General features: G+C 64.3%; 20 protein-coding genes. 9 read left to right on the top strand and 11 right to left on the bottom strand.

The annotated features are described in order from the left end of the window. Positions 1–103: 103 nt before the first annotated feature. Positions 104–379 (top strand): hypothetical protein, encoded by a 276-nt coding sequence (locus K1X74_16460; GenBank protein MBX7167928.1) that lies wholly within the window; start codon positions 104–106, stop codon positions 377–379. Positions 380–427: 48 nt separating this feature from the next. On the opposite strand, the gene K1X74_16455 is transcribed toward K1X74_16460, so the two are convergent. Both K1X74_16455 and K1X74_16450 read right to left on the bottom strand, forming a co-directional pair. After that, positions 428–1,642, bottom strand: coding sequence for an exo-alpha-sialidase (locus tag K1X74_16455; GenBank protein ID MBX7167927.1), 1,215 nt, complete (start codon positions 1,640–1,642; stop codon positions 428–430). A gap of 16 nt (positions 1,643–1,658) precedes the next feature. After that, positions 1,659–2,738, bottom strand: a complete 1,080-nt coding sequence (locus tag K1X74_16450) for a saccharopine dehydrogenase NADP-binding domain-containing protein (GenBank protein ID MBX7167926.1) — start codon at positions 2,736–2,738, stop codon at positions 1,659–1,661. 619 nt (positions 2,739–3,357) lie between these two features. Between K1X74_16450 and K1X74_16445 the strand changes: the two genes are divergently transcribed. After that, positions 3,358–5,805, top strand: a complete 2,448-nt coding sequence (locus tag K1X74_16445; GenBank protein MBX7167925.1) for a sodium-translocating pyrophosphatase — start codon at positions 3,358–3,360, stop codon at positions 5,803–5,805. A gap of 467 nt (positions 5,806–6,272) precedes the next feature. Here K1X74_16445 and K1X74_16440 read toward each other — a convergent pair whose 3' ends face one another. From K1X74_16440 to K1X74_16430, 3 genes are all read right to left on the bottom strand, one after another. After that, positions 6,273–7,973, bottom strand: a complete 1,701-nt coding sequence (locus K1X74_16440; protein ID MBX7167924.1) for a VWA domain-containing protein — start codon at positions 7,971–7,973, stop codon at positions 6,273–6,275. Next, positions 7,960–9,384, bottom strand: a complete 1,425-nt coding sequence (locus K1X74_16435; protein MBX7167923.1) for a magnesium chelatase — start codon at positions 9,382–9,384, stop codon at positions 7,960–7,962. Before K1X74_16435 ends, K1X74_16440 begins: the two co-directional genes overlap by 14 nt. 147 nt (positions 9,385–9,531) lie before the next feature. Then, positions 9,532–10,584 carry an ABC transporter ATP-binding protein gene (locus K1X74_16430; protein ID MBX7167922.1) on the bottom strand — a complete coding sequence of 351 codons (1,053 nt, stop codon included), beginning with the start codon at positions 10,582–10,584 and terminating at the stop codon, positions 9,532–9,534. Positions 10,585–10,798: 214 nt separating this feature from the next. On the opposite strand from K1X74_16430, the gene ispF reads away from it, so the two are divergent. The 4 genes from ispF (at position 10,799) to K1X74_16410 (ending at position 14,218) form a co-directional block, all read left to right on the top strand. Further along, a complete protein-coding gene (gene ispF, locus K1X74_16425) occupies positions 10,799–11,317 on the top strand; it encodes a 2-C-methyl-D-erythritol 2,4-cyclodiphosphate synthase (protein MBX7167921.1) in 519 nt (172 codons plus the stop codon). Positions 11,318–11,377: 60 nt separating this feature from the next. Continuing rightward, positions 11,378–13,012: a cysteine--tRNA ligase gene (cysS, locus tag K1X74_16420; GenBank protein ID MBX7167920.1), complete on the top strand. Its 1,635-nt coding sequence runs from the start codon at positions 11,378–11,380 to the stop codon at positions 13,010–13,012. A 79-nt stretch (positions 13,013–13,091) separates the two neighbouring features. Beyond that, positions 13,092–13,592: a crossover junction endodeoxyribonuclease RuvC gene (gene ruvC / locus K1X74_16415; GenBank protein MBX7167919.1), complete on the top strand. Its 501-nt coding sequence runs from the start codon at positions 13,092–13,094 to the stop codon at positions 13,590–13,592. Next, positions 13,589–14,218 carry a Holliday junction DNA helicase RuvA gene (locus tag K1X74_16410; protein ID MBX7167918.1) on the top strand — a complete coding sequence of 210 codons (630 nt, stop codon included), beginning with the start codon at positions 13,589–13,591 and terminating at the stop codon, positions 14,216–14,218. The genes ruvC and K1X74_16410 overlap by 4 nt, the downstream gene beginning before the upstream one ends. Before the next feature lie 39 nt (positions 14,219–14,257). On the opposite strand, the gene K1X74_16405 is transcribed toward K1X74_16410, so the two are convergent. Continuing rightward, positions 14,258–14,881, bottom strand: a complete 624-nt coding sequence (locus K1X74_16405) for an HAD family phosphatase (GenBank protein MBX7167917.1) — start codon at positions 14,879–14,881, stop codon at positions 14,258–14,260. On the opposite strand from K1X74_16405, the gene K1X74_16400 reads away from it, so the two are divergent. Beyond that, positions 14,822–15,346 (top strand): hypothetical protein, encoded by a 525-nt coding sequence (locus K1X74_16400; GenBank protein MBX7167916.1) that lies wholly within the window; start codon positions 14,822–14,824, stop codon positions 15,344–15,346. The genes K1X74_16405 and K1X74_16400 overlap by 60 nt on opposite strands. A 21-nt stretch (positions 15,347–15,367) precedes the next feature. Here K1X74_16400 and K1X74_16395 read toward each other — a convergent pair whose 3' ends face one another. The 4 genes from K1X74_16395 to proC all read right to left on the bottom strand — a co-directional run bounded on the left by K1X74_16395 (position 15,368) and on the right by proC (position 17,830). After that, positions 15,368–15,931 (bottom strand): elongation factor P, encoded by a 564-nt coding sequence (locus K1X74_16395; protein ID MBX7167915.1) that lies wholly within the window; start codon positions 15,929–15,931, stop codon positions 15,368–15,370. 119 nt (positions 15,932–16,050) lie between these two features. Then, positions 16,051–16,533: a hypothetical protein gene (locus K1X74_16390; protein ID MBX7167914.1), complete on the bottom strand. Its 483-nt coding sequence runs from the start codon at positions 16,531–16,533 to the stop codon at positions 16,051–16,053. Between the two features lie 138 nt (positions 16,534–16,671). Continuing rightward, entirely contained in the window at positions 16,672–16,902 is a 231-nt protein-coding gene (locus K1X74_16385; GenBank protein MBX7167913.1) for a hypothetical protein, read from the bottom strand. Between the two features lie 85 nt (positions 16,903–16,987). Beyond that, positions 16,988–17,830: a pyrroline-5-carboxylate reductase gene (proC, locus tag K1X74_16380; GenBank protein MBX7167912.1), complete on the bottom strand. Its 843-nt coding sequence runs from the start codon at positions 17,828–17,830 to the stop codon at positions 16,988–16,990. A gap of 227 nt (positions 17,831–18,057) precedes the next feature. On the opposite strand from proC, the gene K1X74_16375 reads away from it, so the two are divergent. Both K1X74_16375 and arfB read left to right on the top strand, forming a co-directional pair. Continuing rightward, positions 18,058–18,864, top strand: a complete 807-nt coding sequence (locus K1X74_16375; protein ID MBX7167911.1) for a sugar phosphate isomerase/epimerase — start codon at positions 18,058–18,060, stop codon at positions 18,862–18,864. Between the two features lie 70 nt (positions 18,865–18,934). Then, a complete protein-coding gene (arfB, locus tag K1X74_16370; GenBank protein ID MBX7167910.1) occupies positions 18,935–19,366 on the top strand; it encodes an aminoacyl-tRNA hydrolase in 432 nt (143 codons plus the stop codon). A 48-nt stretch (positions 19,367–19,414) separates the two neighbouring features. Here the strand turns inward: arfB and K1X74_16365 are convergent, their stop codons facing one another. After that, positions 19,415–21,208, bottom strand: a complete 1,794-nt coding sequence (locus K1X74_16365; GenBank protein MBX7167909.1) for an acyl-CoA dehydrogenase family protein — start codon at positions 21,206–21,208, stop codon at positions 19,415–19,417. Between the last annotated feature and the right edge of the window lie 29 nt (positions 21,209–21,237).

Here is a 21,237-nt window from a genome sequence, read left to right as displayed (position 1 = left end):
AGCCCCGGAAACGCTTTGCGGAGTTTGACACCTGGCGGGTCGAGAACGCAGAATCTGGGCAACTTGCATAAACCTATCGGTACCCCGCTTCGCAGGTGGCTGCTTGACCCGTCGCATTCACGCCTGGTTGTTTGTCGTGACGTTGGTGCTGCCCATCGCCGTGGTGCTATGCGTGGGAGTGGCGCGGCTGCTCGCGGCGGTGGGCGACACCGCCGGTGGGGTCGGCCTGGAGCGCGTGGCCCTCGGCCTGGGAATGCTGTGGGTGCTCTGTCTGGTGGGGCTCGTCCTGGTGCAATCGCTCCACCTGTTGAACCCTCCGCCACCGCCCCGCCATCCCCCCGGCTGTCCGCCGCAGCGCGACGAGATCGACGAGCTGTGAACCGCACGGAACGGGCCGAGCCGGCTGTGGTTGCGGGCTCGCGCGGAATCAGTCGCCCGCTTGGACCCACGCTTCGTTGAAGGCGGCATGCTTCATGCTTTTGCCTTCCTTGTCGCCCTGGCCTTGAAAGAAGCTGTAGACGCAGTGGATGCGTCCATCGGCCCCTTGAATGATCGCCGGGTAGTGGTAGGCGCCGGCCGGCTGCCGTTCGAGATGCCTGGTCCATTTCCAGGTTTTTCCCTCGTCGTCCGAGATCGACACGGCCAGGTGGTTGCGCCCCTGGGTGGTGTCGTTGTAGACCAGCGCGAAATGGCCGTTGGCCAGGCGAACCGCATCCAGGCCGCTGCCGGGGTTCGGCAGGTCGATCGTGCCGACGGGCCCCCAATGAATTCCCTCATCGGCCGACTCGCAGACGCGGATCTTTTCGAGCGGCCCGTTTTCGCGCATGTAGGCCACGAGCGAGCCGTCGTTGCGTCGGAGCACGGCGGGCTGAATGTTGCCGTAGCCGACCAGCGGCTCGCTGGCGTACCAGGTGGCGCCTTGATCGTCGCTGATCGCCATGATCGAGACGCTGTAGGTGTCGGTGTAGAGCGGCAGCAGGATGCGCCCGCTGGGCAGCACGGTGGGTTTGCAACGCGGTTGCCAGCCCAGCCGGCCGGAGAGCTTGTCTTGCAGTTGTTTCTTCACCATCTCGGCGAACGCCTTCTCGCGCGGCGACGGATTGGTCGTCTCGGCCAGCCGCGATTCGATCCCGGCGAGCATCTTTTCGTCCCAGTTGAGCGGGACCAGGGGGATCGATCCTTGCCACTCCCAGCGCGGCGCCGAGTCGTGCTGATAGTCGCTCGACACGCGGTATTGCGTGAGGCACGACTCCCAGGTGTTGGCCAGGATCAAGGGCCAGAACAGCCACAATCGCTGTTTGCCGTCGATCATCAGGCAGGTGTTGCAATCAGGAAAATGGGGCGTGTCGGCCCAGACCTCTGCTGCGCTCCATTTCGTGGCGCCCGGGGCCAATCGCGCCCCCATCACGCGCACGTCGTCGGCGCGGCGCTCGCCCGAGCCCCGGTACCAGGAAACCAGCAGCCCGCCGTCGGGGCACTCGACAATGCCCGGCGCATGGTTGTGCTGCGAGTGCAGTTCGAAAACGAGTTCGGCCTGGTAGCTGGGCTCTTGGGCCGCAACGGGATGTGCAGACAGTGCCGCGCCCAGCGCCGTTGTGAATAGGAGCAAAGTGCCGATTGCGGTGCGGTCAAAGTGGTGCATCACGGGGGCCTCGATCTCAGGTGCTGTGCAATACCGACGCGTCGACCAGCGACAGCGCGGTACCGGGAATCGTCAGGATGAAGTCTGCGCCAAACGCCTTGGCCGGGGTTGAGAAGCCGGCCGGCGCCTTGCCGGCCAGGACCTGTTCGAGCACGGCCAGCGTCGTGGCGACAGTTAAAGGATAGCCTCCCGGCGTCTCGAGCGTGGCTTCGACCGACGCGCCGGCGGCGTTCGTCACGCGGCCCCACAGCGAACTGCGGCTGGCTTTCAGTTCCTGCTCGTTAGGGCCCGGCACCGTGGCTTCGATGCGGCGCTTCAGCAGCCGTTGCACGACGCCCAACCCGGCCAGCGGCATGATCCAGCGCAACCACCGCGTAGCCCGCACCTGGGAGCGCGGCAACGCGGCGTAGGTTTCGATGTTCGGGATGCCCGTCGAGTAGTACGCGCTGGCCACGTCGCCCCAGGGAATCGTGACGACTGGGCGGAGGCCGCTCGCGAACCGGACCTCCATGCTCTTCCACCCGGGCGGCACGGGCACGATGTGTCCGTCGATCCGGGCACGACCGCCGCGCGGCAGGTTTTCGACCATCGTCTTGGCCGTGCCGGGACTGAGGCCGCTGAGACCCAGGAACGCCAGTTGCAAATGCGTGGCATCGGGCAAGGCACGTTTGAGGATGGCTGCCAGGCAATCGGAAGGCACGACGTCGAAACCGACCGCCGGCATGATGGTGATTCCGGCCGCCAGGGCCTGCTGATCGAGCTGTGCACCCGCCTCGATGACATCGATTTCGCCGGTGATATCGAGATAGTTGGCCTTGGCCCGCAGGCAGGCCTGCATCATGGGCGCGGCAGTGGCCGAAAAGGGGCCGGCACAGTGCACCACCGTGTGCACCCCGGCCAGTTGCGCGGCGATTTGGCCCGGATCGTCGAGCGGAAACACGCGAAAGGGGCAATTGAGTTCCTTCGCCAGGGGCTCGATCGCCGCCAGGCTGCGTCCCGCGAGGACGGGGCGTTGGCCCCGCTGTGCAGCCTCGCGGGCAGTCAGACGGCCCGTGTAGCCGTTCGCCCCGTAGATCATCCAGGCAGGTTCAGACATGAGTTCCCCAGAGAGCGCAGGTCGCATGTACCGCGAGCAGGCGGCATTCTAGCGATCCGATGAAACCATGGGGGACGAATTGTCGCACCCTGGGGAAATCCGCTTGGCAGGCAGCGGGCTTTTGTCCACAGTGGCGGCTTGGCCGCAGGGCGCTCGGGACGCAGCGAGTCATTGTCGCCTGCCACGAACCGCGGTTTGCTTCGTAACTACCGACGCGAGCACACCTTGACGAAGCGGCAGGGATGGCTAGCTTGAGCGTTTTCTTCGTCGCTTCCGGACCCTCTGGAGAGGCCCGGCACGTGCCTTCCTTTGGTCGCGCACGATCTGCCGTCGGGGTACCGCGAGGTATTGGGGGCAGAGCGTCGGGTTCGTGAGTGCGTCGTCTTGCCCGCGGCCGCCGTTGGCAGACTCACCGGGCTGAGATTGTTGATTTGCCTCGCCACTGTTCCCATTCGAGGGACGCGGCCAGGTTGAAACTTATTCAGACACTAAGAACATCAGGCATCTTCATCGAATTCGGAGCGTAGCGATCATGATCCAACGTCGTCCGGTAGGACTCGCACTCCTCGCGGCAGTAGCCGCGTTGTGCCTCGTAGGGGCACCTCGAGCGTACGGCCAAATGGCGCCCGCAGCCGGCGAAGCGGCCGCGCCGGCCGAGACCTCGGCCGACGCGCCGGCGCACGCCGAGGGGCACGGCGGCGGTGAAATCGCCGTCAAGATTCCGTCGCTCGACAAGCAGTACCTCGGCAGCATCTCGGGCCGCCACCTGCTGATGGCGGGTCTGGTCGTCTGCGTCGCCGGGCTGGGTTTCGGGCTGGTGATCTACAACCGGCTCAAGGCCATGCCGACTCACAGCTCGATGCGCGAAATCTCCGAGTTGATCTACGAAACCTGTAAGACCTACTTGATCACGCAGGGCAAATTCATCCTGATTCTCGAGTTGTTCATCGGCGCCGTCATGGTGGCCTATTTCGGCTGGCTGATGGCCGAGCCGTTGCAGATGACCCCCGGCAAGGTCACGGCGATCATCGTGGCCAGTCTGGTGGGGATCGCGGGCAGCTACGGCGTGGCCTGGTTCGGGATTCGGGTCAATACGTTTGCCAACAGCCGCTCGGCGTTCGCCGGTCTGCGCGGCAAGCCCTATCCGACGTACCAGATTCCGTTGATGGCCGGGATGAGCATCGGCACGATGCTCATCAGTACCGAGCTGATCCTGATGTTGTGCATTCTGTTGTTCGTCCCGGCCGACCTGGCGGGGCCGTGTTTCGTCGGGTTTGCGATCGGCGAATCGCTCGGCGCCTCGGCCTTGCGAATTGCGGGCGGCATCTTCACCAAGATTGCCGATATCGGCTCGGACCTGATGAAAATCGTCTTCAAGATCAAGGAAGACGATGCCCGTAACCCCGGGGTCATCGCCGACTGCACGGGCGACAACGCTGGCGACTCGGTGGGGCCGACGGCCGACGGTTTTGAAACCTATGGCGTGACGGGCGTCGCGCTGATCGTGTTCATCTGCTCCAAGGCGATTTCCAACGTCAGCATCCAGCAGGACCTGATCGTCTGGATCTTCGCGATGCGCGTGATGATGATCGTCGCCAGCATCCTGGCCTACTACGTCAACGAGTTCGTCTCGGGCAGCCGGTACCGCGATGCATCCCATATGAACTTCGAGGCCCCGTTGACCTTCCTGGTTTGGGTCACCTCGCTGATTTCGATCGGCCTGACCTACGCCGTCTCGTACCTGCTGATTCCCGAGTTGGGCGGCAGCAAGGACTTGTGGTGGCAATTGTCGACGATCATCACCTGCGGCACCTTGGCCGGTGCGATTATCCCCGAGCTAGTGAAGATCTTTACCTCGACCGAGTCGCTGCACGTCCGCGAGGTGCTTGCAGCCTCGAAGGAGGGCGGCGCGTCCCTCAACATCCTGGCCGGCCTCACGGCGGGCAACTTCAGCGCGTACTGGATGGGCATGGTCATCGTCGCCCTGATGGGCATCGGCTACGGCGTGAGCACGATGGATCTGGAAAACGTCATGAAGGCGGCCCCTGTGTTCGCCTTCGGACTGATCGCCTTCGGGTTTCTGGGGATGGGCCCGGTCACGATCGCCGTCGACAGCTATGGACCCGTGACCGACAACGCGCAAAGCGTGTTCGAGTTGTCGATGATCGAAACGCTGCCGGGCATCAAGGAAGAGATCAAGCGGGACTACGGTTTCGACGTCGATTTCGAGCGCGGCAAAGAGTTCCTCGAAGAAAACGACGGTGCGGGAAACACCTTCAAGGCCACGGCCAAGCCGGTGTTGATCGGCACGGCCGTCGTCGGCGCCACGACGATGATCTTCTCGATCATCATGAACCTGACCAACGGCCTCGAGAACCAAAGCGAGCTGGTGAAGCTCTCGCTGATGAACCCGCTGTTCCTGCTAGGCCTGATCGTGGGCGGATCGGTGATCTTCTGGTTCACCGGCGCTTCGACCTGGGCCGTCGTGGCCGGCGCTTATCGGGCCGTCGATTTCATCAAGAAGAACATCAAGCTCGACAGCTCGGTGACCAAGGCCTCGGCCGCCGACAGCACCCGCGTCGTCGGCATATGCACGCAGTATGCCCAGCGCGGGATGTTCAACATCTTCCTGGCCGTGTTCTTCAGCACGCTGGGCTTTGCCTGTATCGACCCGTTCTTCTTCATCGGCTACTTGATCTCGATCGCCTTGTTCGGCTTGTACCAGGCCATCTTCATGGCCAATGCCGGCGGCGCCTGGGACAACGCCAAGAAGCTGGTCGAGACCGAGCTCAAGCAGAAAGGCACCGAGCTGCACGACGCGACGGTCGTGGGCGACACCGTCGGCGATCCGTTCAAGGACACCTCGAGCGTGGCCATGAACCCCGTGATCAAGTTCACCACGTTGTTTGGGTTGCTGGCCGTCGAATTGGCCGTCGGCATCACCAATCGGGCCAATGGCGACAGCACCACGGCGATGGTCATGGCGGGCGTGTTCATTGCCCTGAGCATGCTGTTCGTCTGGCGCAGCTTCTACGGCATGCGGATCAGCTCGGCCGAAGCGGCCTGATGCCGGACTGGCCGCAGCGTCTTAAACAACAAGGCCCCTGGCGGCTCGTGACGAGCTGCCAGGGGCCTGTGCTTTGGTAGAGAGAGAACTTCAATCGGGACGAAACTCACCGCCGGCCGCAGCACCTCGAGGGCGACTGCACACCGCGCGGCGACATGTGCAATACAGGGCTCGACGCCTGCGTCCGGCCGTGGGGCCGGCTACGCCTCGGCGGCGAGCAAGCAACTGCCCGGTGGATCAACCATCGCTGGCCCTCCTGATTCGTTCGAGGAGTGATGTCCAGAACCGTCGTTGTGCACTTGTCCGCGGACTACCTTCAAATATCCAATCGGCATCGCCCTGGTCAATTATTTGGCGCCGGCGTTCCGCGAATTTCTCAGCGATTTTTCGCGGTCGAGAACCGCATTTGCGTCTGAGGAAAGATTTGCCGGCACCCCGCGTGGCCGTGGCCCGCGGCGGCGGCTGCGCTAGGCAATAATCGAGCGCCGCCGGGCCAGGTAATCCCAGACGACATAGCGGTCGAGATCCCGCCCGGCGGTGAAGAATACGCGCCCCTTGGTCGATTCGGCGAGGCGGTAGGCAAACTGCACGTCCTCGCGCGATTGTGACCAGCTGGGCAGCAAGAAGATGTTGATCGTCACGCCTTCGCGCTGGCAGAGTTGCCCCTCGCGCAGCGTGGCGCGTTCGGTCGTCACGTGTGCCGGATAGAGCATATAGAGCATCGAACCTTCGAAGTGTGCCGTGGGCAGGCCGTCGGTGATCAAGATCACCTGCCGGTTGGGCGTGTCTTGCACCGCCAGGAATTGCCGCGCCAACTGCAAGCCGTGCTGCAGGTTGGTGAAGTGGTGCGGCACCTGCGCCTCGGTGATGTTCGGGTTGCTCATGTCGGCCCGCAGCCGCACGCGGTCGTCGAACACCGTGACCATCTTCGGCATCAGCGTGGCGATCTCGGCCGGACGGCACGGCTTGGCAAAGGTGTAGACCTGCACGAACTGCAGGTAATCGCCCGGATACTCCTTGCGGATCAAGCCCTCGAGCGCCAACGCCATGCGCTTGACGTTCACGTACAGCCCGCCGTAGCGCATCGAGCCGCTCATGTCCATCAGCACCACGGTCGCGCATTTGGGCGAATTGCGCGTGCGATGGATGACGATGTCTTCGGTCTTCATCTGCAGCGGCAACTGCGGTCCGGCGCGGAGAATCGTATTGATCAGCGTGCCGGTCGTGTCCATCTGCGCCAGCGAATCGCCAAACTCGTAGGCCTTGGTTTGTTGCAGCTCAACGGCGCCCTCGCCGACGACCGGACCCGTGTGCCGGCCGGTCCGCGAGGGTGCCAGTTCGCTGAAGATCCGCGATAGCAGCCGGGCCTGAAACAAGCGATACGCCTGGGGCGTGAGCTGGTAGCCCCGGCGCGTGCGTTCGAGTCCTTGCGACTCGGCGATCTGCCGCAGGTATTCATTGATCTGCTCCTGCAGCTCGTTGAGCTTCTGCATGTCGCCCGGCTCGGCGAAGTTGGCCAGCTCTTCGAGATCGATGACGCCGATCTGCGCCGTCTTGGCGGCTTCTTCGAGTTGCTTGAGCAGCCGATCGATCATCTCCAGTTCGGCCTTGATCTCCAGGGCCTGCGGCACCGTGAGTTTTTCGCGACCAGTGAACGCATACTTCGCCGCCAGCTCGTCGACCTGGTATTTGTCGCCCAGGCGGTCGACCAGCGTCACGATTTTCTGCGCAAACGCCGAACGCTCGCCGCCGGCCCGATACCAGAGGCGTTCCAGATCGCGGAGCTGCTCTTCCGCAAAGGCCTTCTGAAACGGTTGGCGGAGCTGCCGTGGCGGCTTGAGCGATTCGCCCAGTTGGCGATACGTATCGGCCGCGGCACGCTTCGCGGCGTCGGTCTCGTACGTCTCGAGAATCTTCCGCTTGCGCTCGCGGAGCATCTCCAGGAGGGCGTCCAGGCTCGGTCCCAGGCCGGCAATCTGGCTGGGATCGAGCCGCACGGCACGGGCCAGCTCTTCGTCGGTCAGCTCGCGGAGCGAGCCGTAAGACAGCAGGTGCTCGAACGCGGGCGACACCAGGTCGGCCGGCGGCTGCGTGGGACTGGGGAATTGGGCCGGGTCGTAGCTCTGGTAGGTGTGGATGATCCCGCCGAGCTCTTTACGAGAGCTCATAGACGATCCTCCCATGATGCTGCGAACGCGAGATGCGGTCGGTGGCATACAGTCCGGCCAGCACGAACTCGACACAAGAGGCCCGGACCGCGGCGTCTTGGCTGGCGTTCATTTCGAACGCCTTGTCCCAGGCGGGGGGCACGCGCTGCAGCCGTTCGGCATAGGCCGCCGACGGCAACAGGTCGCCCACCTCGATCTTCACGCCCTCGCCGAAGATCTTGGCAATCTCCTCGAGGCCGTGACGGTCGACATATTCCTCGAACACCGTGCGGACGGCCTCGGCCACCAGGGCGTCGAGCACTTGACGCTCGGTGAGCTGGTGGCTGCCCATCAGGTCCAATTCCAGCTTGCCCAGCGACGAGCTGTAAAGGTGACCCAAATCGCTGATCCGTGGCACCGCGGGCCGCTCGCCGTGACGAATGCCGCGTTGCCGGGCGCTGGCCACCATCGTGCGATAGTTGGCGATGCTGAACCGCGCGCTGACGCCGGATTGCTGGTCGATGTACTTTGATTTGCGCGCTGCGACCGTGATCTCCTCGACGATCTCCTTCATGAAGTAGGGCACCACGACCGGAAATTCGCCACCGAGATCGAGTCCGGCTTCCTGCTCGAAGATCTGGATGCCGAGGTCGCGCTCGCGCGGGTAGTGCGTGTGAATCAGCGAGCCGATGCGGTCCTTCAACTGCGGAATCACCTTGCCGCTGCGGTTGTAGGTCGCGGGGTTCGCCGAAAACAGGATCAGCACGTCGATATCGAACTGGATCGGGTAGCCGCGAATCTGGACGTCGCGCTCCTCGAGGATGTTGAACAAGCCAACTTGCACGAGCTCGTCCAGCTCGGGCAGTTCGTTCATCGCGAAGATGCCGCGATGCATGCGCGGGATCAAACCAAAGTGCAACGCCTCTTCGGCCGCCATGCTCGTGCCACCGGCCAGTTTCGAGGGATCGATGTCGCCGATCAAGTCGGCGAACTTCGTGCCCGGTGCGAGTCGTTCGGCGTAGCGCTCGCGTCGCGGCCACCAGGCGATCGGTACCTGGTCCTGGGGCAACTCGGCGATCGCCGCCTTGCCGGCCTTGGTGATGGGCTTGTATGGGTCGTCGTGCACGGCCGTTTCGGGCAGGTCGAGGTACGGCAATTCCTCGTCCAGGAACCGGACCAGCGCGCGCATCAACCGGCTCTTGGCCTGGCCCTTTTCGCCCAGAAAAAGCATGTCGTGCTGCGCCAGCAGCGCGATGTTGATTTCCGGGATGACCGTGCTTTCGTAGCCCAAGATGCCCGGGAACAGCTCTTCCTCGGCCGCGAGCGCCCGCAGGAAGTTGTCGTGCAACTCTTGTTTGACCGTCTTGGATACCCAACCGCTGTCGCGCAATTCCCGAAGATTTGCCGGTCGTGTCGAAGCGGTCGTGGCCATGAGGTTCTCGTCGCTCAGGGAGTTGGGCCGCCCGCGAGGCGGGCGCGCATCGCTCGGCGGCGATGTCCGCCTGAGATTATAGCGCCCCACCCAGCCGGGACGAGCAATTGCCGCGCCAGCAGCGGGGATGTTCGAGGTTCGCGGCCGTCAGACCCCCTGCCCTGCCGGCTGGCTGGGGGCGATGCGCTCTTCGCGATCGGCGAGCGAAAACACCTCGGCGATCACCTCTTCGAGCGGCTGATCCTCGACGCTGACATCGTCGATCGCGTAGCCTGCCAGGATGGCGGTCATCGTCTCGGCGACCGTCCGCCGCGGAATGCGCAGCCGCACATTGGGTGCCTTCAGCTCCAACACCTCACCGTAACGCCCGAATTCGGCCGCCAGCCGCTGGGCGTCCGCCGCCTCGGTGGAGAAGTTCTCTTCGCCCAGTTGCAGCCGCACGATCTTGGTGTTGCTGAACCGGTCGATGATCCCCTCGAGCGACCCGTCGTACATGATCCGGCCCTGCGCGATGATCACGACGCGTTTGCAGAGCGCCGCGATATCCTTCATGTAGTGGCTCGTCAGCAGAATCGTGATCTGCCGCGCCTGCTGGTACTGTCGCAGAAAGCCCTGGATGTTGTGCTGCGCGATGACGTCCAGGCCGATCGTCGGCTCGTCGAGGAACAACACGTCGGGCGAATGCAGCAGGGCCGCGATCAGCTCCATCTTCATCCGCTCGCCAAGCGAAAGCTCGCGCACCGGCCGCTCGAGCAATTCGCCCACGGTCAGCAGCTCGCACAGCTCGTCGCGCGTGCGCTCGAAGGCGGCCGGCTCAAGGCCGTAGATCTGCTGGTGGAGCCGGAACGACTCCTGGGCCGGCAGGTCCCACCAGAGCTGGTTCTTCTGGCCCATCACCAGCGCGAACCGCCGGCGATATTCGTTCTCGCGCAGCCACGGCACATGGCCCAACACGCGGGCCTCGCCGCTCGTGGGGTTGATCACGCCCGAGAGCAACTTGAGCGTCGTGGTCTTGCCGGCGCCGTTCGGCCCGAGGAAGGCCACGAACTCACCGCGTTCGACGGTCAGATCGATCGAACGGACGGCTTGCACCTCGCGATATTGCCGGCGTCCCAGGCCACGGATCGAAGCCCAGAGCCCCTCGCGCTTCTGATAGACCCGGTACGTTTTTGAGAGGTGTTTGATTTCGATGGCCGGCATGGTGAGGGATTATAGCGTCCGCAGGTCGCGAGGCTCGGGTCGCCCTTCTACGGCGCGCCAAGTTGCTGTGGTGTCACGGGTTGCTCGCGTTGTCACTCGGGGGGGCCTGCGGTACAATCCCGGCACGCATGCCTGAGGCATTCGCCGGCAGCGCAGGCGCCATTCGCGGCGCGGCGTGGTCGGCTCGCTGCCTCGGCTCGATCCACGGACGTCGATCCAGCCAGCAACGGAGGGCCCTGCCACGCTTAATGCCCGCGTCGGGATTGGTCACGACACCCATCGCCTCGAGCCGGGCGATTGCCTGCGCCTAGGGGGGGTGGCCATTCCGCACGATCGCCGAGCCGTCGGCCACAGCGATGCGGACGTGTTGTTGCACGCCGTCACCGATGCCCTATTGGGCGCCGCTGCCCTGGGCGACATCGGCGAGCTGTTTCCCGACACCGACCCGGTCAACCGCGGCCGCGATTCGGCCGAGATGTTGCAACTGGCTGCCGCGCGGGTACACGCGGCCGGCTTCGACGTCGTCAATCTCGACTGCATCGTGTTTGCCCAGCGGCCGAAGCTGTCGCCCTACAAACTCGAGATTCGTCGCTGCATCGCCGAGTTGTTGGGGCTGAGCACGGACCGGGTAGGGATCAAGGCAAAGACGGGCGAACACGTCGGACCGGTGGGCCGCGAAGAGGCCATCATGGCCGAGTGCGTGGCGCTGGTCGAACTGCGAAATGCGGACTGAATCCTCGGCAGCCACGCCTGGCAAGACGACAGCACGCAATCCTTTAGGGTAAACGAGACGATGGCGACCAGCACGGCCTCTGCAACCGCAACCACTCCCCTGCCCACGACCGCCGAGCTGCGGGTCTATAACACGCTGACCCGATCCAAGGAAAAGCTCGTGCCGCTGGTGCCGGGCAAGGTGGGCATCTACCTCTGCGGACCGACGGTCTACAAGCCGAGCCACATCGGGCACATGGTCGGGCCGGTCATCTTCGACGCGATCAAGCGCTACCTCGTCTACAACGGTTACCAGGTGACCCTGGTGGTCAACGTCACCGATGTCGACGACAAGCTGATCAACGAGAGCCGCGCGCGGGGCATCGACATGCCCACGTTGGCCAAGGAAATGACCGACGACTACATGCGAAACCTGGCAGCGATGGGCGTCGACTCGATCGACCATTTTCCGCGCGCCACAGACAACATGGACGAGATCGTCCGTTTCACCCAGGATCTGATCGACAAGGGCTTCGCCTACCCGGCCGACGGCGACGTGTATTTCGACGTCGGCCGCGACTCTGACTATGGCAAGCTCAGCGGCCGCAGTGTCGAGAGCATGCAAGGCGAAGGCGGCGACATGGCCGCGCGCAAGCGCTCGCCGCACGATTTTGCCCTCTGGAAGGGCGCCAAGGCTGGCGAACCCGCCTGGCCGAGCCCCTGGGGGCCGGGTCGCCCCGGTTGGCATATCGAGTGTTCGGCGATGAGCCGCCGCCTGCTGGGCGAGTCGTTCGACATTCACGGCGGCGGCCTCGATCTGGTCTTCCCGCATCACGAAAACGAGATCGCCCAAAGCGAATCGTGCCACGGCAAGCCGCAGGCGAAGTACTGGATGCATAACGGTCTGATGCAAGCGGCCGGCGAGGTAGGCAAGGTCGGCGGGCGCAACACGCGCACCGACGAAGCGCCCCCTGCCGATCAGGCTACGCAAGAGGCCGGCAAAATGGGCAAATCGAAGGGCGCCAGCGCGTTTCGAGATTTGCTCGCCCAATTCCGTGCCGAGACCATCCGCTATTTCCTGCTCAAGACGCAGTACCGCAGCCCGATCTACTACAGCGAAGAACAAATCAAGTCGGACGATGCCGCGCTCGAATCGTTCTACCGCTTCTTCAAGCGGTTTCAGCGCGCCACGGGCCAGGATTACTACGCCCTCGAGGCTCCGGCCCGCCGCGACCAAGGCGACAAGCATCTGGCCGGGTGGAGCGCTCAGGGCGACGCCGAGACGAAACTGCGCGCGCAGGCGAGCGAGGCCCGGCGACGGTTTCTCGAAGCCATGGACGACGACTTCAACAGCGGCGCCGCCGTGGGCGTGCTATTCGACCTGGTACGGACGCTCAACAAATTCATCGACAGCGAAAAACTCGACACGGGCAACAAACCGACCGAGTCCGCCGTTGCCGCGCTGACCCGGGCGACGGCCGTCTTCCGCGAGCTGGCCCTGACGATGGGACTGTTCCGGACGCCGTCGCCGCCGCTGGCCGGATCGGGCGACGATTCGCTCGTCGCGCCGCTGGTCGAGCTGCTGATTCGGGTGCGGGCCGAGGCGCGCAAGGCGAAGAACTTTGCAATGTCGGACATGATTCGCGACCAGTTGGCCGCCTTGGGCATCGTGATCGAAGATCGCCCCGGCGGTACCGAATGGTCGCGCAACAGTTGACCAGGCGACGGACGCCGATGTTTCCTCTCGGCGTGGCGAAGTGACTGCTGCGGAACCCGCGAATCTGAAACGCCGCGTCCTGGGCATCGACCCGGGATTGAACATCACCGGCTACGGCGTGCTCGAGGTTGCCCCCGAGGGACCGCGGCTGTGCGAGGCCGGCGTCGTCCGCGGGCGGACGCGCAATTCGCTCACCGCGCGGCTGCTGGAAGTGCACGAGGGCGTCACCGAGGTGATTCGACAACTGCGGCCCGAAGTGATGGCGGTCGAGCAGTTGTACGGGCACTATGAACGGCCGCGCACGGCCATCCTGATGGGCCACGCGCGGGGCGTCATCTGCCTGGCCGCGGCGCAGGCCGGGATTCCGGTCGTCCATTACGCGTCGACCCAGGTGAAAAAGGTGCTCACCGGCGCGGGCCGTGCGCCCAAGTCGCAGATGCAACTGGCGATTCAACGCGAACTGCGGCTGCTGACAGTGCCCGAGCCGCCCGACGTGGCCGACGCGCTGGCCGTGGCCCTGTGTCATTATTATCTCCACGGCCGACAGATGCGATCGGCCAAGAAGGTCCTGCCCGAATGATCACGAAGATGACCGGACGGCTGGTGAGCGTCGGCGAGGAGGAGCTCACCGTGGCGGCGGGGGCGTTCGAGTACGAGGTGCTGATTCCCGAGTTTGCGCGGCGCCAGTTGCAGGCCAGCTTGGGCCAGGAGATCGTGCTGCACACGATCGAATATCTCGAAGGGAACCCGATGCAGGGGCGGCAAACGCCGCGCATCGTGGGATTCTTGAACCTCGTCGAGCGCGAGTTCTTCGACTTGTTCTGCTCGGTCGATGGCGTCGGCGCGAAGAAGGCCTTGCGGGCGATGGTCCGGCCCGTGGCCGAGATCGCGCAAGCCATCGAGGAACAGGACGCCAAGTTGTTGTCGACATTGCCGGGCGTCGGGCCGGCCGTGGCCGAACGGATTATCGCCAAGCTGCGTCGGAAGGTGCCCAAGTTCGCCCTGCTCGTGGCGCGGGAAATGCCCGAAGGGGCCGAGGTCTCGCGCGACGTCGTCGCCGAAACGTTCGAGGTGTTGCGCAGCTTGGGCCACAGCGACAGCGATGCCCGCAAGCTGCTCGACGCGGCCCTCGGCGGCAAGAAAAAGTACAAGGACGTACAGGAACTGCTGCAGGCCGTATATCAACAGAGCCACAAGCGCGCGTAGTTGGTGCGGCCACGGCGTTCGCTCTCCCCTTGCGGGCGCCTACCAATTGATGTGGATGCCGCGGGCGGCGAGATCGGCCGTCAACTGCCGGGGCGTGGTGAATTGCACGGCATCGAAGCCCGCAGCCCTGGCCCCTTCGACGTGGGTCGCAATATCGTCGACGAAGAACGCCTCTTCCGGAGCGACTCCGGCGAGCGCGGCGGCCCGCTCGTAGATCGCCCGTTGCGGTTTGAGCGCTTGCAGGCGAAAGCTGGCGGCGTGGACCTCGAAAGCGCCGGGAATGATCCCGTAGCGCCCCGAGGTGAAATAGTCCCAGTGCATTTCGCTGGTGTTCGACAGCAGCCCGAGCCGGTGGCCGGCGCGTCGCAGATGCCCCACGATGGCATGCACGGGTGTATTGATCTCAAAGATTGCGCTCGTGGCATACGCGACTTGCTCGATCGTCGGCCGCGACTCGGTGACGCGGCAGAACTCCTCGTAGAACTCCGGCGTGGACAATTCTCCCTGTTCGTAGCGCAGCTCCAGCCCGCTGGCGAACAGCAGGTCCCAGATGCGCTGTTCGGTGCTGCCGACGAGCGCCGCCACTTGCCGGCAGGCGATCCGGTGATCGAAGAACAGCAGCACGTTGCCGATATCGAAGAACAGGAATTTCGGGCGAGTCATCGGGAGTTTTCGTGGTTCGTCGGTCGTAACACGGCCGCGGCCGGTTGCCGCGGTTTGTCGGCCGGCAGAATAGTCGGGCCGGGCCGGATTGAACAGGCAGACTCCGCTGCGCTGCCGCACGATCGAGCCGGCTCACTGATTGGCGCGGCGATCTTGCGAGATCCGCGGCGCCGCGAAAGAATAGCGGCCGCTTGGGGCGGATCCGTCCTGGTCTTTGAGAAGGAAAAGGAAACCATGACCGTTTTGCACACCGGCAGCACCAAGGCCTTTGCGGCCGGATGGGAGGACATTTTCGGCAAGTCGGGCGGCAAGTCGTCGTCCTCCGGCACCGCCAAAAAGACTGCCCAGCAGCCCTCGGGCAAGAAGAAGTCGGCCTCGAAGAGCCCTGCGAAAAAATCCCCGGCACCGAAAAAAGCCGTCGCCAAGGCCTCGACCAAGAAGAAGACCAAGGGCAAGAAGAAGTAACGGCCGGCGGCCTGTCGCGCCTCAGGCGCGCGACAGGTAGTCGCCCGTGCGCGTGTCGATCTTGATCGTTTCTCCCTCGGCCAGGTACTCGGGCACCTGCACCATCAGGCCCGTTTCGAGCGTGGCTGGCTTGGTGCGCGAAGTGGCCGAGTTGCCGCGCACGGCCGGGTCGCACTGCGTGACCTTCAACTCGACCGTCAACGGCAATTGAATGCCGACGCACTCGTCGTTGTAGATCAATGCCATGGCGCCCTCGGTGTTTTCCGTGAGGTATTTCGCCTCGTCGCCGACGGCCTCCTGCGAGAGACTGTACTGGTTGAAATCCTCCTGATCGAGGAAGTGGACCTCGTTGGCGTCGGCGTACATCAGCTTCACCGGCCGGCGCGTGAAATCGGCCTCGGGCAGTGATTCGCCGCCCTTGAGCACGATGTCGACCTTCTGTTTCGAGATCAGGTTCATCGCCCGGTACTTGTAAAGCGTCGCGGCGCCGCGGGCCGAAGGCGACTGCACGTTTACCGACTTGATCAGGCAGGGCTGAGCGTTGAACACCACAGCGGTGCCGGGCTTGATGTCCTTGGCCAACATGGCGGTTTCCGTACTCCTGTAATCCGGGCCAGCAATAGGGGTGTGCGGTAAGGCGGCAAACGGGCTGCCGCAGGCGAGGGAAGCTGCACGGCTTCCACCCCGGGACGATCGCAGATCGCTCAGAGCATCGTGCCCGATTGCGGATCGACGCCGATGCCGTCGGTCATCTGGGCGAGTGTTTCGACGACGGCCAACAACGCGCCGGGATCAAAGCTGGGTTCCTCTTCGCCGCCGGGGACGTCGAGGCGTTCGAAATGCAGGACGTCGAATCGCACGTCGCATTGCGGCAATTGGGCAAGTCGCTGTTCTTCGTCGGCATCCCGGGCACAGCCGCGCAGCTCCTTGCAGAGGGCATTACGCTGGTCGATCACGTCGTCGCCCTCGAGAAAGCTGATGTCGAGGGCGGCGAAATCTTCCGGCGAGCGGATGGTCATGGCCTCGAACCGGCCGGCGTCGTCGCTCGTCAGGTTGGTCAGTTCGAAGCGGCGATTGAGACGGGCGATGGCGTCGCGCACCTGGTTGAGTTGCGGCCGCTTGGCACTCTTGAACATCACGAAGTACGTGTCGCGCCACTCGTATTCCTGGTCTTCAAACAAGCTCATCCCTCACTCCGGCCGGCAGGTAAGCCGGCGTTGAAACAGCGTTTCGCATCGCCCGGTTTCGTCGGACCACAGCACGTCTGCCCGAGACGTGCTGCGCCGCGGCCCTGCGGTGCTCCATAGCGGCCCCGCCCTGTGCGCTCAATAGTCGTCTGCGTCGCGCTCGATGCCGCCTTGCCATTCTTCAAGTGCCCGCAGCATCGCATCGCGTTCTTCGCGGTTGGCCCAAACGCTTTCGCCCTGCTCCAGGCGAATCTCGTAGTTCCCCTCCTGCTCGCAGTCCGTGGCCCCACAGAAGTGTGGGACCGAGGCGACCCAGATCACGCGGTACAACGGGATATGTTTATCATCAACGACGCAGAAGATCGACATGGCGAATTCTCCCCAATCTACTTCCTTGGTATTCATTCTACGCGGCTGGCTGCGAGGTGGCGCAACGGGCTGCACACCGCGTGGCTCAGGCCGGCGGTTTGTTCGATGGAGCCTGGGCGGCTGCCCCCAGCTCGGCGCTGCGTCGGGTTGCAGCTTCGACGGCATTGATCAGCGCAGCCCGCACGCCGCCATTTTCCAGGGCTTGCAGGCCGGCGATGGTCGTGCCGCCGGGGCTGGCCACCTGGTCCTTTAACAGGCCAGGATGCTGGCCAGTGGCCAAGACCATTGCGGCGGCGCCCTTGACGGTTTGGGCAGCCAGGGCCATTGCCACGTCGCGCGGCAGGCCCATGCGGACACCGCCGTCGGCCAGGGCCTCGACCATCACATAGACGAATGCCGGCCCCGACCCGGACAGCCCCGTCACGGCATCCAGCAGCGTTTCCGCCACAGAGTGGGCCATGCCGACCGTTGCCAGCAAGCGCGCGACGTGGGCACCATCTTCGGGCGTCGCGCGCGGTCCCAGGCAATAGGCGCTGGCGCCTTCGCCGATCAGGCACGGTGTGTTCGGCATGACGCGAACCAATCGCGGCACACCGCCAGTGGCGCCGTCGAGTGTGCCAAGCTGCACACCTGCCGCCACCGAGACCAGCAAGTGGTCGCGTCGCCATTGACCTTGTAACGATGCCAAGACGTCAGCGACCTGCTGCGGTTTGACGGCCAAGCACACGACGGTGGCTTCAGCCAGCACCTCGCGATTGTCAGTCGTGACGCGACCTGCCGTCGCGGCAGCGAAGGCCGCGCGGGCAACCTCGAGCGGATCGCTGGCGATCAGATCCTTGGGCGCCGCTGCGCCTGCGCGTACGATCCCCGACGCAAGAGCGGTCGCCATGCGACCGGCGCCGAGGAACCCGTAACAAACCTGCGACATCGCTAAACGCGTACTGGTCCTAAGTCGTGTGTTCTCGGACCTTATGCTACGTGAAACGCCGAAAACCGACAACGCGGTCTGCGGCGCCGCCGTCGGGCTGCTTTACACCGCGCAACCGATTGCGGATACTACCCTGCCTTCGAGGCCACGCTCGAGGCCAGAGCTTTCGGCTGCCCGCTAGACGCTTCCCGGGATGCTAACCGTGCACCCGCTCGAGGAGCACACGGATGTCGCGGTTGTCGATGAACGAGATGACGACCTTTCGCTGGTCGTTCGAAGAAGACGTCGAGAACTATCGGCGCGCGGGCTATCAGGCGATCGGCGTCTGGCGACAAAAGCTCTCTGACTTCGGCGAGGAAAAGGGCATCGAGCTGCTCGCCGAAAGCGGTTTGCACGTTTCGAACCTGCTCTGGGCCGGCGGCTTCACGGGCAGCGACGGCCGTTCATACCGTGAAAGCCTCGAGGATGCCGCCGAAGCGATCGAACTGGCTGGCGCCATGAAGGCCGATTGCCTCGTGGTCTACAGCGGTGCCCGCGGCGGCCATACGCTCAGCCATGCGCGGCGGCTGTTGCGCGACGCGCTGCGCGAATTGGCGCCCCAGGCTGCCGCGGCCGGAGTGCTGTTGGCCGTCGAGCCGATGCACGAGAACTGTGCGGCCGAGTGGACTTTCTTGACCCAGCTCGATCAGACCCTCGAGTTGCTCAACCAGGTCGAAAGCCCGCAGGTTCGCTTGGCGTTCGACACGTATCATCTGGGGCACGGTCCGGCCGCTTGCGAGGCCGCCGCGCGGTGCGCCGATCGCATCGCGGTCGTGCACTTGGGCGACGGTCAACTGCCACCCGGCCAAGAGCAGAATCGCTGTTGTCTCGGAAAAGGCAACTTGGGCTTACGCGAGATCGTTCAGGCCCTGGAAGCAGGTGGTTATCGCGGCTACTACGATGTCGAGCTTTTCGGCGAAGACATCGAGGCCAGTGACTATCATGAACTGCTGAAGCTTTCGTGCACCGAGTTTTCGCGGCTGCTGGCTCGTTGAGCGACTGACCGTGTCCGAGCCTTTCGCCGCACCTTCAGCATCGACATCCTCCGGGCGCGCAGCGCAAGCCATGCTGATCGTCAACCGCCGCATCCGGATCCCGGACGAAGAGTTGCAATTCACCTTTGCGCGCAGCGGCGGTCCGGGCGGGCAAAATGTCAACAAGGTCAACACCAAGGCGGTGCTGCACTGGGACGTGACGCGCAGCACGGGCCTGCCGGACGACGTTCGCAGCCGCTTTCTGGCGCGATACTCTCGGCGGATCACGGCCGAAGGCAGCCTGGTGCTTACGAGCCAGCGGTACCGGACGCAGCTGCAGAATCTGGCCGACTGCCGCAGTAAGCTCGCCGAGATGCTGGCAGCCGTCGCGACGGCACCGGTGGTGCGCAAGGCGACGAAGCCGTCGAAGGCGGTCAAGCGGCGGCGCCTGGAGGAGAAGCGTCACGAATCGGCCAAGAAGCAGTCGCGCCGCGCCGGCCGCTCCGGGCGCGAGCTGGACTGACCGCCGCCGAACTCAATTCGCACGCCGGATTCAATGGCCCCGCTGGATTCAATGGCCATTGTGCCCGCCGTGGCCCGCCGCCGGCGCTGTCCGATTGAGCGCGAGGTCGGCGACGGCCGTGGTCGATTCGTCGTCGTTGTCCCACAGGTCGGCCAGGTTGCGCCGCATCCGCCGTCGCGCCGTCGCCAGGTAGTAGCGGCCGATGGCCAGTTGGCGCTGTCGTTCGGGATCGCTGACCGCGGCATCGCGGACCAGGCGGTCAAGCCGCGCTAGCACGCAGCTCGAAACATAGAGCTCCGTGGCCGTGTCGGCAACGCGTGCCAGCAGATATTGCTTGTCGAGCACCGCTTCCTGATAGGTCCGCAGCAATTTTTCGGTCGCTTGGCCAAAGTCGCGCACCATGCGACCCAGCCGCTGACCGTCTTCCTGGAGTTCCGGGTTGCGGACCTCCACAACCGGCGCGCCGAGGATGGCGCCCAGCTTGCGGCCGGCGAAGCCGCTGATGCGACTCATGTTGCTGAAGCTCTTGAGCGAATCGAGCACGCCTTTGAGCTCCAGGCCGACGTCGCGCATGCCGACCAGAGCGATGAAGATCCGCAGCACGTCGTTGGCCCCTTCGCCGATCGTGTTGATGCGCGCGTCGCGCATCATGCGTTCGAACGGCTCGTCGGTGAAATAGGCCTTGCCGCCGTAAATCTGAATCGTGTCGTTGATGATCCGCCACAGCGTCTCCGTGGCGAAGACCTTGAGCATGGCGGTCTCGAGCATGTATTCGTCGGCACCGCCGTCGATCAGGGCAGCCGTCGCATAAGTGCACGATTCCATGGCGAAGGCGCCGGCCGCCATGTAGGCAATCTTGTCTTTGACCAGTTCGAAAGAGCCCAACGTCTCGTTGAACTGCACGCGACGGTTGGCATGCTCGCTGGCCTTGGCCACGCAGAACTTGGCCGCACCCGTGCAACTGGCGCCGAACGTGGTCCGGCCATAGTCGAGCACCGTGAGCGCGACTCGCAGACCTTTGCCCAATTCGCCGAGAATGTTTTCGCGCGGGACAAACATGTCCTTGAACTCCAGCCGGCCCGTCGCGCTGCCGCGCACGCCGACCTTGTCCATGCGCTGCTCGATGACCTGGAAACCGGGCATGTCGGGTGTGACGATGAAGGCCGTAATCTTCGTGTCCCGGCTGCCAGGCACGGGGGTCCGCGCCATCACGGTGAGCACCTTCGCGATGCCGCCGTTGGTGATCCAGCGCTTTTGGCCGTTGATGACATAGCCGCTGCCGTCGGCCTTGGGCACAGCCTGGGTCTGCACATTGGCGGCGTCCGACCCGGCCTCGGGCTCGGTCAAGGCGAAGGCGCTCAAGTGTTCGCCGGTGGCGAGCTTGGGCAGATACTTCTCCTGTTGCTCCCTGGAGCCGAAGAGCACGAACGCGCGCGGTCCGATGGAATGGTGCGCGTTGACGAAGAGGGCCGTGCCGCCGCAGTGGCCCCCCAGCACTTCCACCAGGCGGCAATAGGCCGTTTGGCTGAATCCGCGACCGCCGCAGTCCTTCGGCAGGCAGGCGCCGAGCACGCCGAGCCGGCCCAGCCCCTCGATCACGGCATCGGGAATCCGGGCATCGCGGTCGATCTTGACCGGGTCAATCTGGCGGCAGGCAAACTCGCTCAACTCCTTGACCGCCTCGTTGACCTCGGCCTGGGCATACAAATCGGGATAAGGGGGCAACTTGCCGTTGAGATACTGGCCGAAGTAAAGGCCCTTGGCAAACCCCATGCTGTCGAGCGATTCGCCGAGCATTTCCTCGGCTTCGGCGATCTGTTTTTCCCGATCGGCAACGTTCATGACGACAATTTCCCAGAACGAGGCAAGGG

Source organism: Pirellulales bacterium (assembly GCA_019694435.1).
Lineage (GTDB): Bacteria > Planctomycetota > Planctomycetia > Pirellulales > JAEUIK01 > JAIBBZ01.
The sequence above is the reverse complement of the archived record's forward strand: the minus strand, read 5'-3'. Positions and strand labels throughout refer to the sequence as shown.

Excerpts from the sequence above, each read along its gene's own strand:
- K1X74_16455 (MBX7167927.1), bottom strand. The coding sequence starts at position 1,642 with ATGCACCACTTTGACCGCACCGCAATCGGCACTTTGCTCCTATTCACA.
- K1X74_16450 (MBX7167926.1), bottom strand. The coding sequence starts at position 2,738 with ATGTCTGAACCTGCCTGGATGATCTACGGGGCGAACGGCTACACGGGC.
- K1X74_16445 (MBX7167925.1), top strand. The coding sequence starts at position 3,358 with ATGGCGCCCGCAGCCGGCGAAGCGGCCGCGCCGGCCGAGACCTCGGCC.
- K1X74_16440 (MBX7167924.1), bottom strand. The coding sequence starts at position 7,973 with ATGAGCTCTCGTAAAGAGCTCGGCGGGATCATCCACACCTACCAGAGC.
- K1X74_16435 (MBX7167923.1), bottom strand. The coding sequence starts at position 9,384 with ATGGCCACGACCGCTTCGACACGACCGGCAAATCTTCGGGAATTGCGC.
- K1X74_16430 (MBX7167922.1), bottom strand. The coding sequence starts at position 10,584 with ATGCCGGCCATCGAAATCAAACACCTCTCAAAAACGTACCGGGTCTAT.
- cysS (MBX7167920.1), top strand. The coding sequence starts at position 11,378 with ATGGCGACCAGCACGGCCTCTGCAACCGCAACCACTCCCCTGCCCACG.
- K1X74_16410 (MBX7167918.1), top strand. The coding sequence starts at position 13,589 with ATGATCACGAAGATGACCGGACGGCTGGTGAGCGTCGGCGAGGAGGAG.
- K1X74_16405 (MBX7167917.1), bottom strand. The coding sequence starts at position 14,881 with ATGACTCGCCCGAAATTCCTGTTCTTCGATATCGGCAACGTGCTGCTG.
- K1X74_16395 (MBX7167915.1), bottom strand. The coding sequence starts at position 15,931 with ATGTTGGCCAAGGACATCAAGCCCGGCACCGCTGTGGTGTTCAACGCT.
- K1X74_16390 (MBX7167914.1), bottom strand. The coding sequence starts at position 16,533 with ATGAGCTTGTTTGAAGACCAGGAATACGAGTGGCGCGACACGTACTTC.
- K1X74_16385 (MBX7167913.1), bottom strand. The coding sequence starts at position 16,902 with ATGTCGATCTTCTGCGTCGTTGATGATAAACATATCCCGTTGTACCGC.
- proC (MBX7167912.1), bottom strand. The coding sequence starts at position 17,830 with ATGTCGCAGGTTTGTTACGGGTTCCTCGGCGCCGGTCGCATGGCGACC.
- K1X74_16375 (MBX7167911.1), top strand. The coding sequence starts at position 18,058 with ATGTCGCGGTTGTCGATGAACGAGATGACGACCTTTCGCTGGTCGTTC.
- arfB (MBX7167910.1), top strand. The coding sequence starts at position 18,935 with ATGCTGATCGTCAACCGCCGCATCCGGATCCCGGACGAAGAGTTGCAA.
- K1X74_16365 (MBX7167909.1), bottom strand. The coding sequence starts at position 21,208 with ATGAACGTTGCCGATCGGGAAAAACAGATCGCCGAAGCCGAGGAAATG.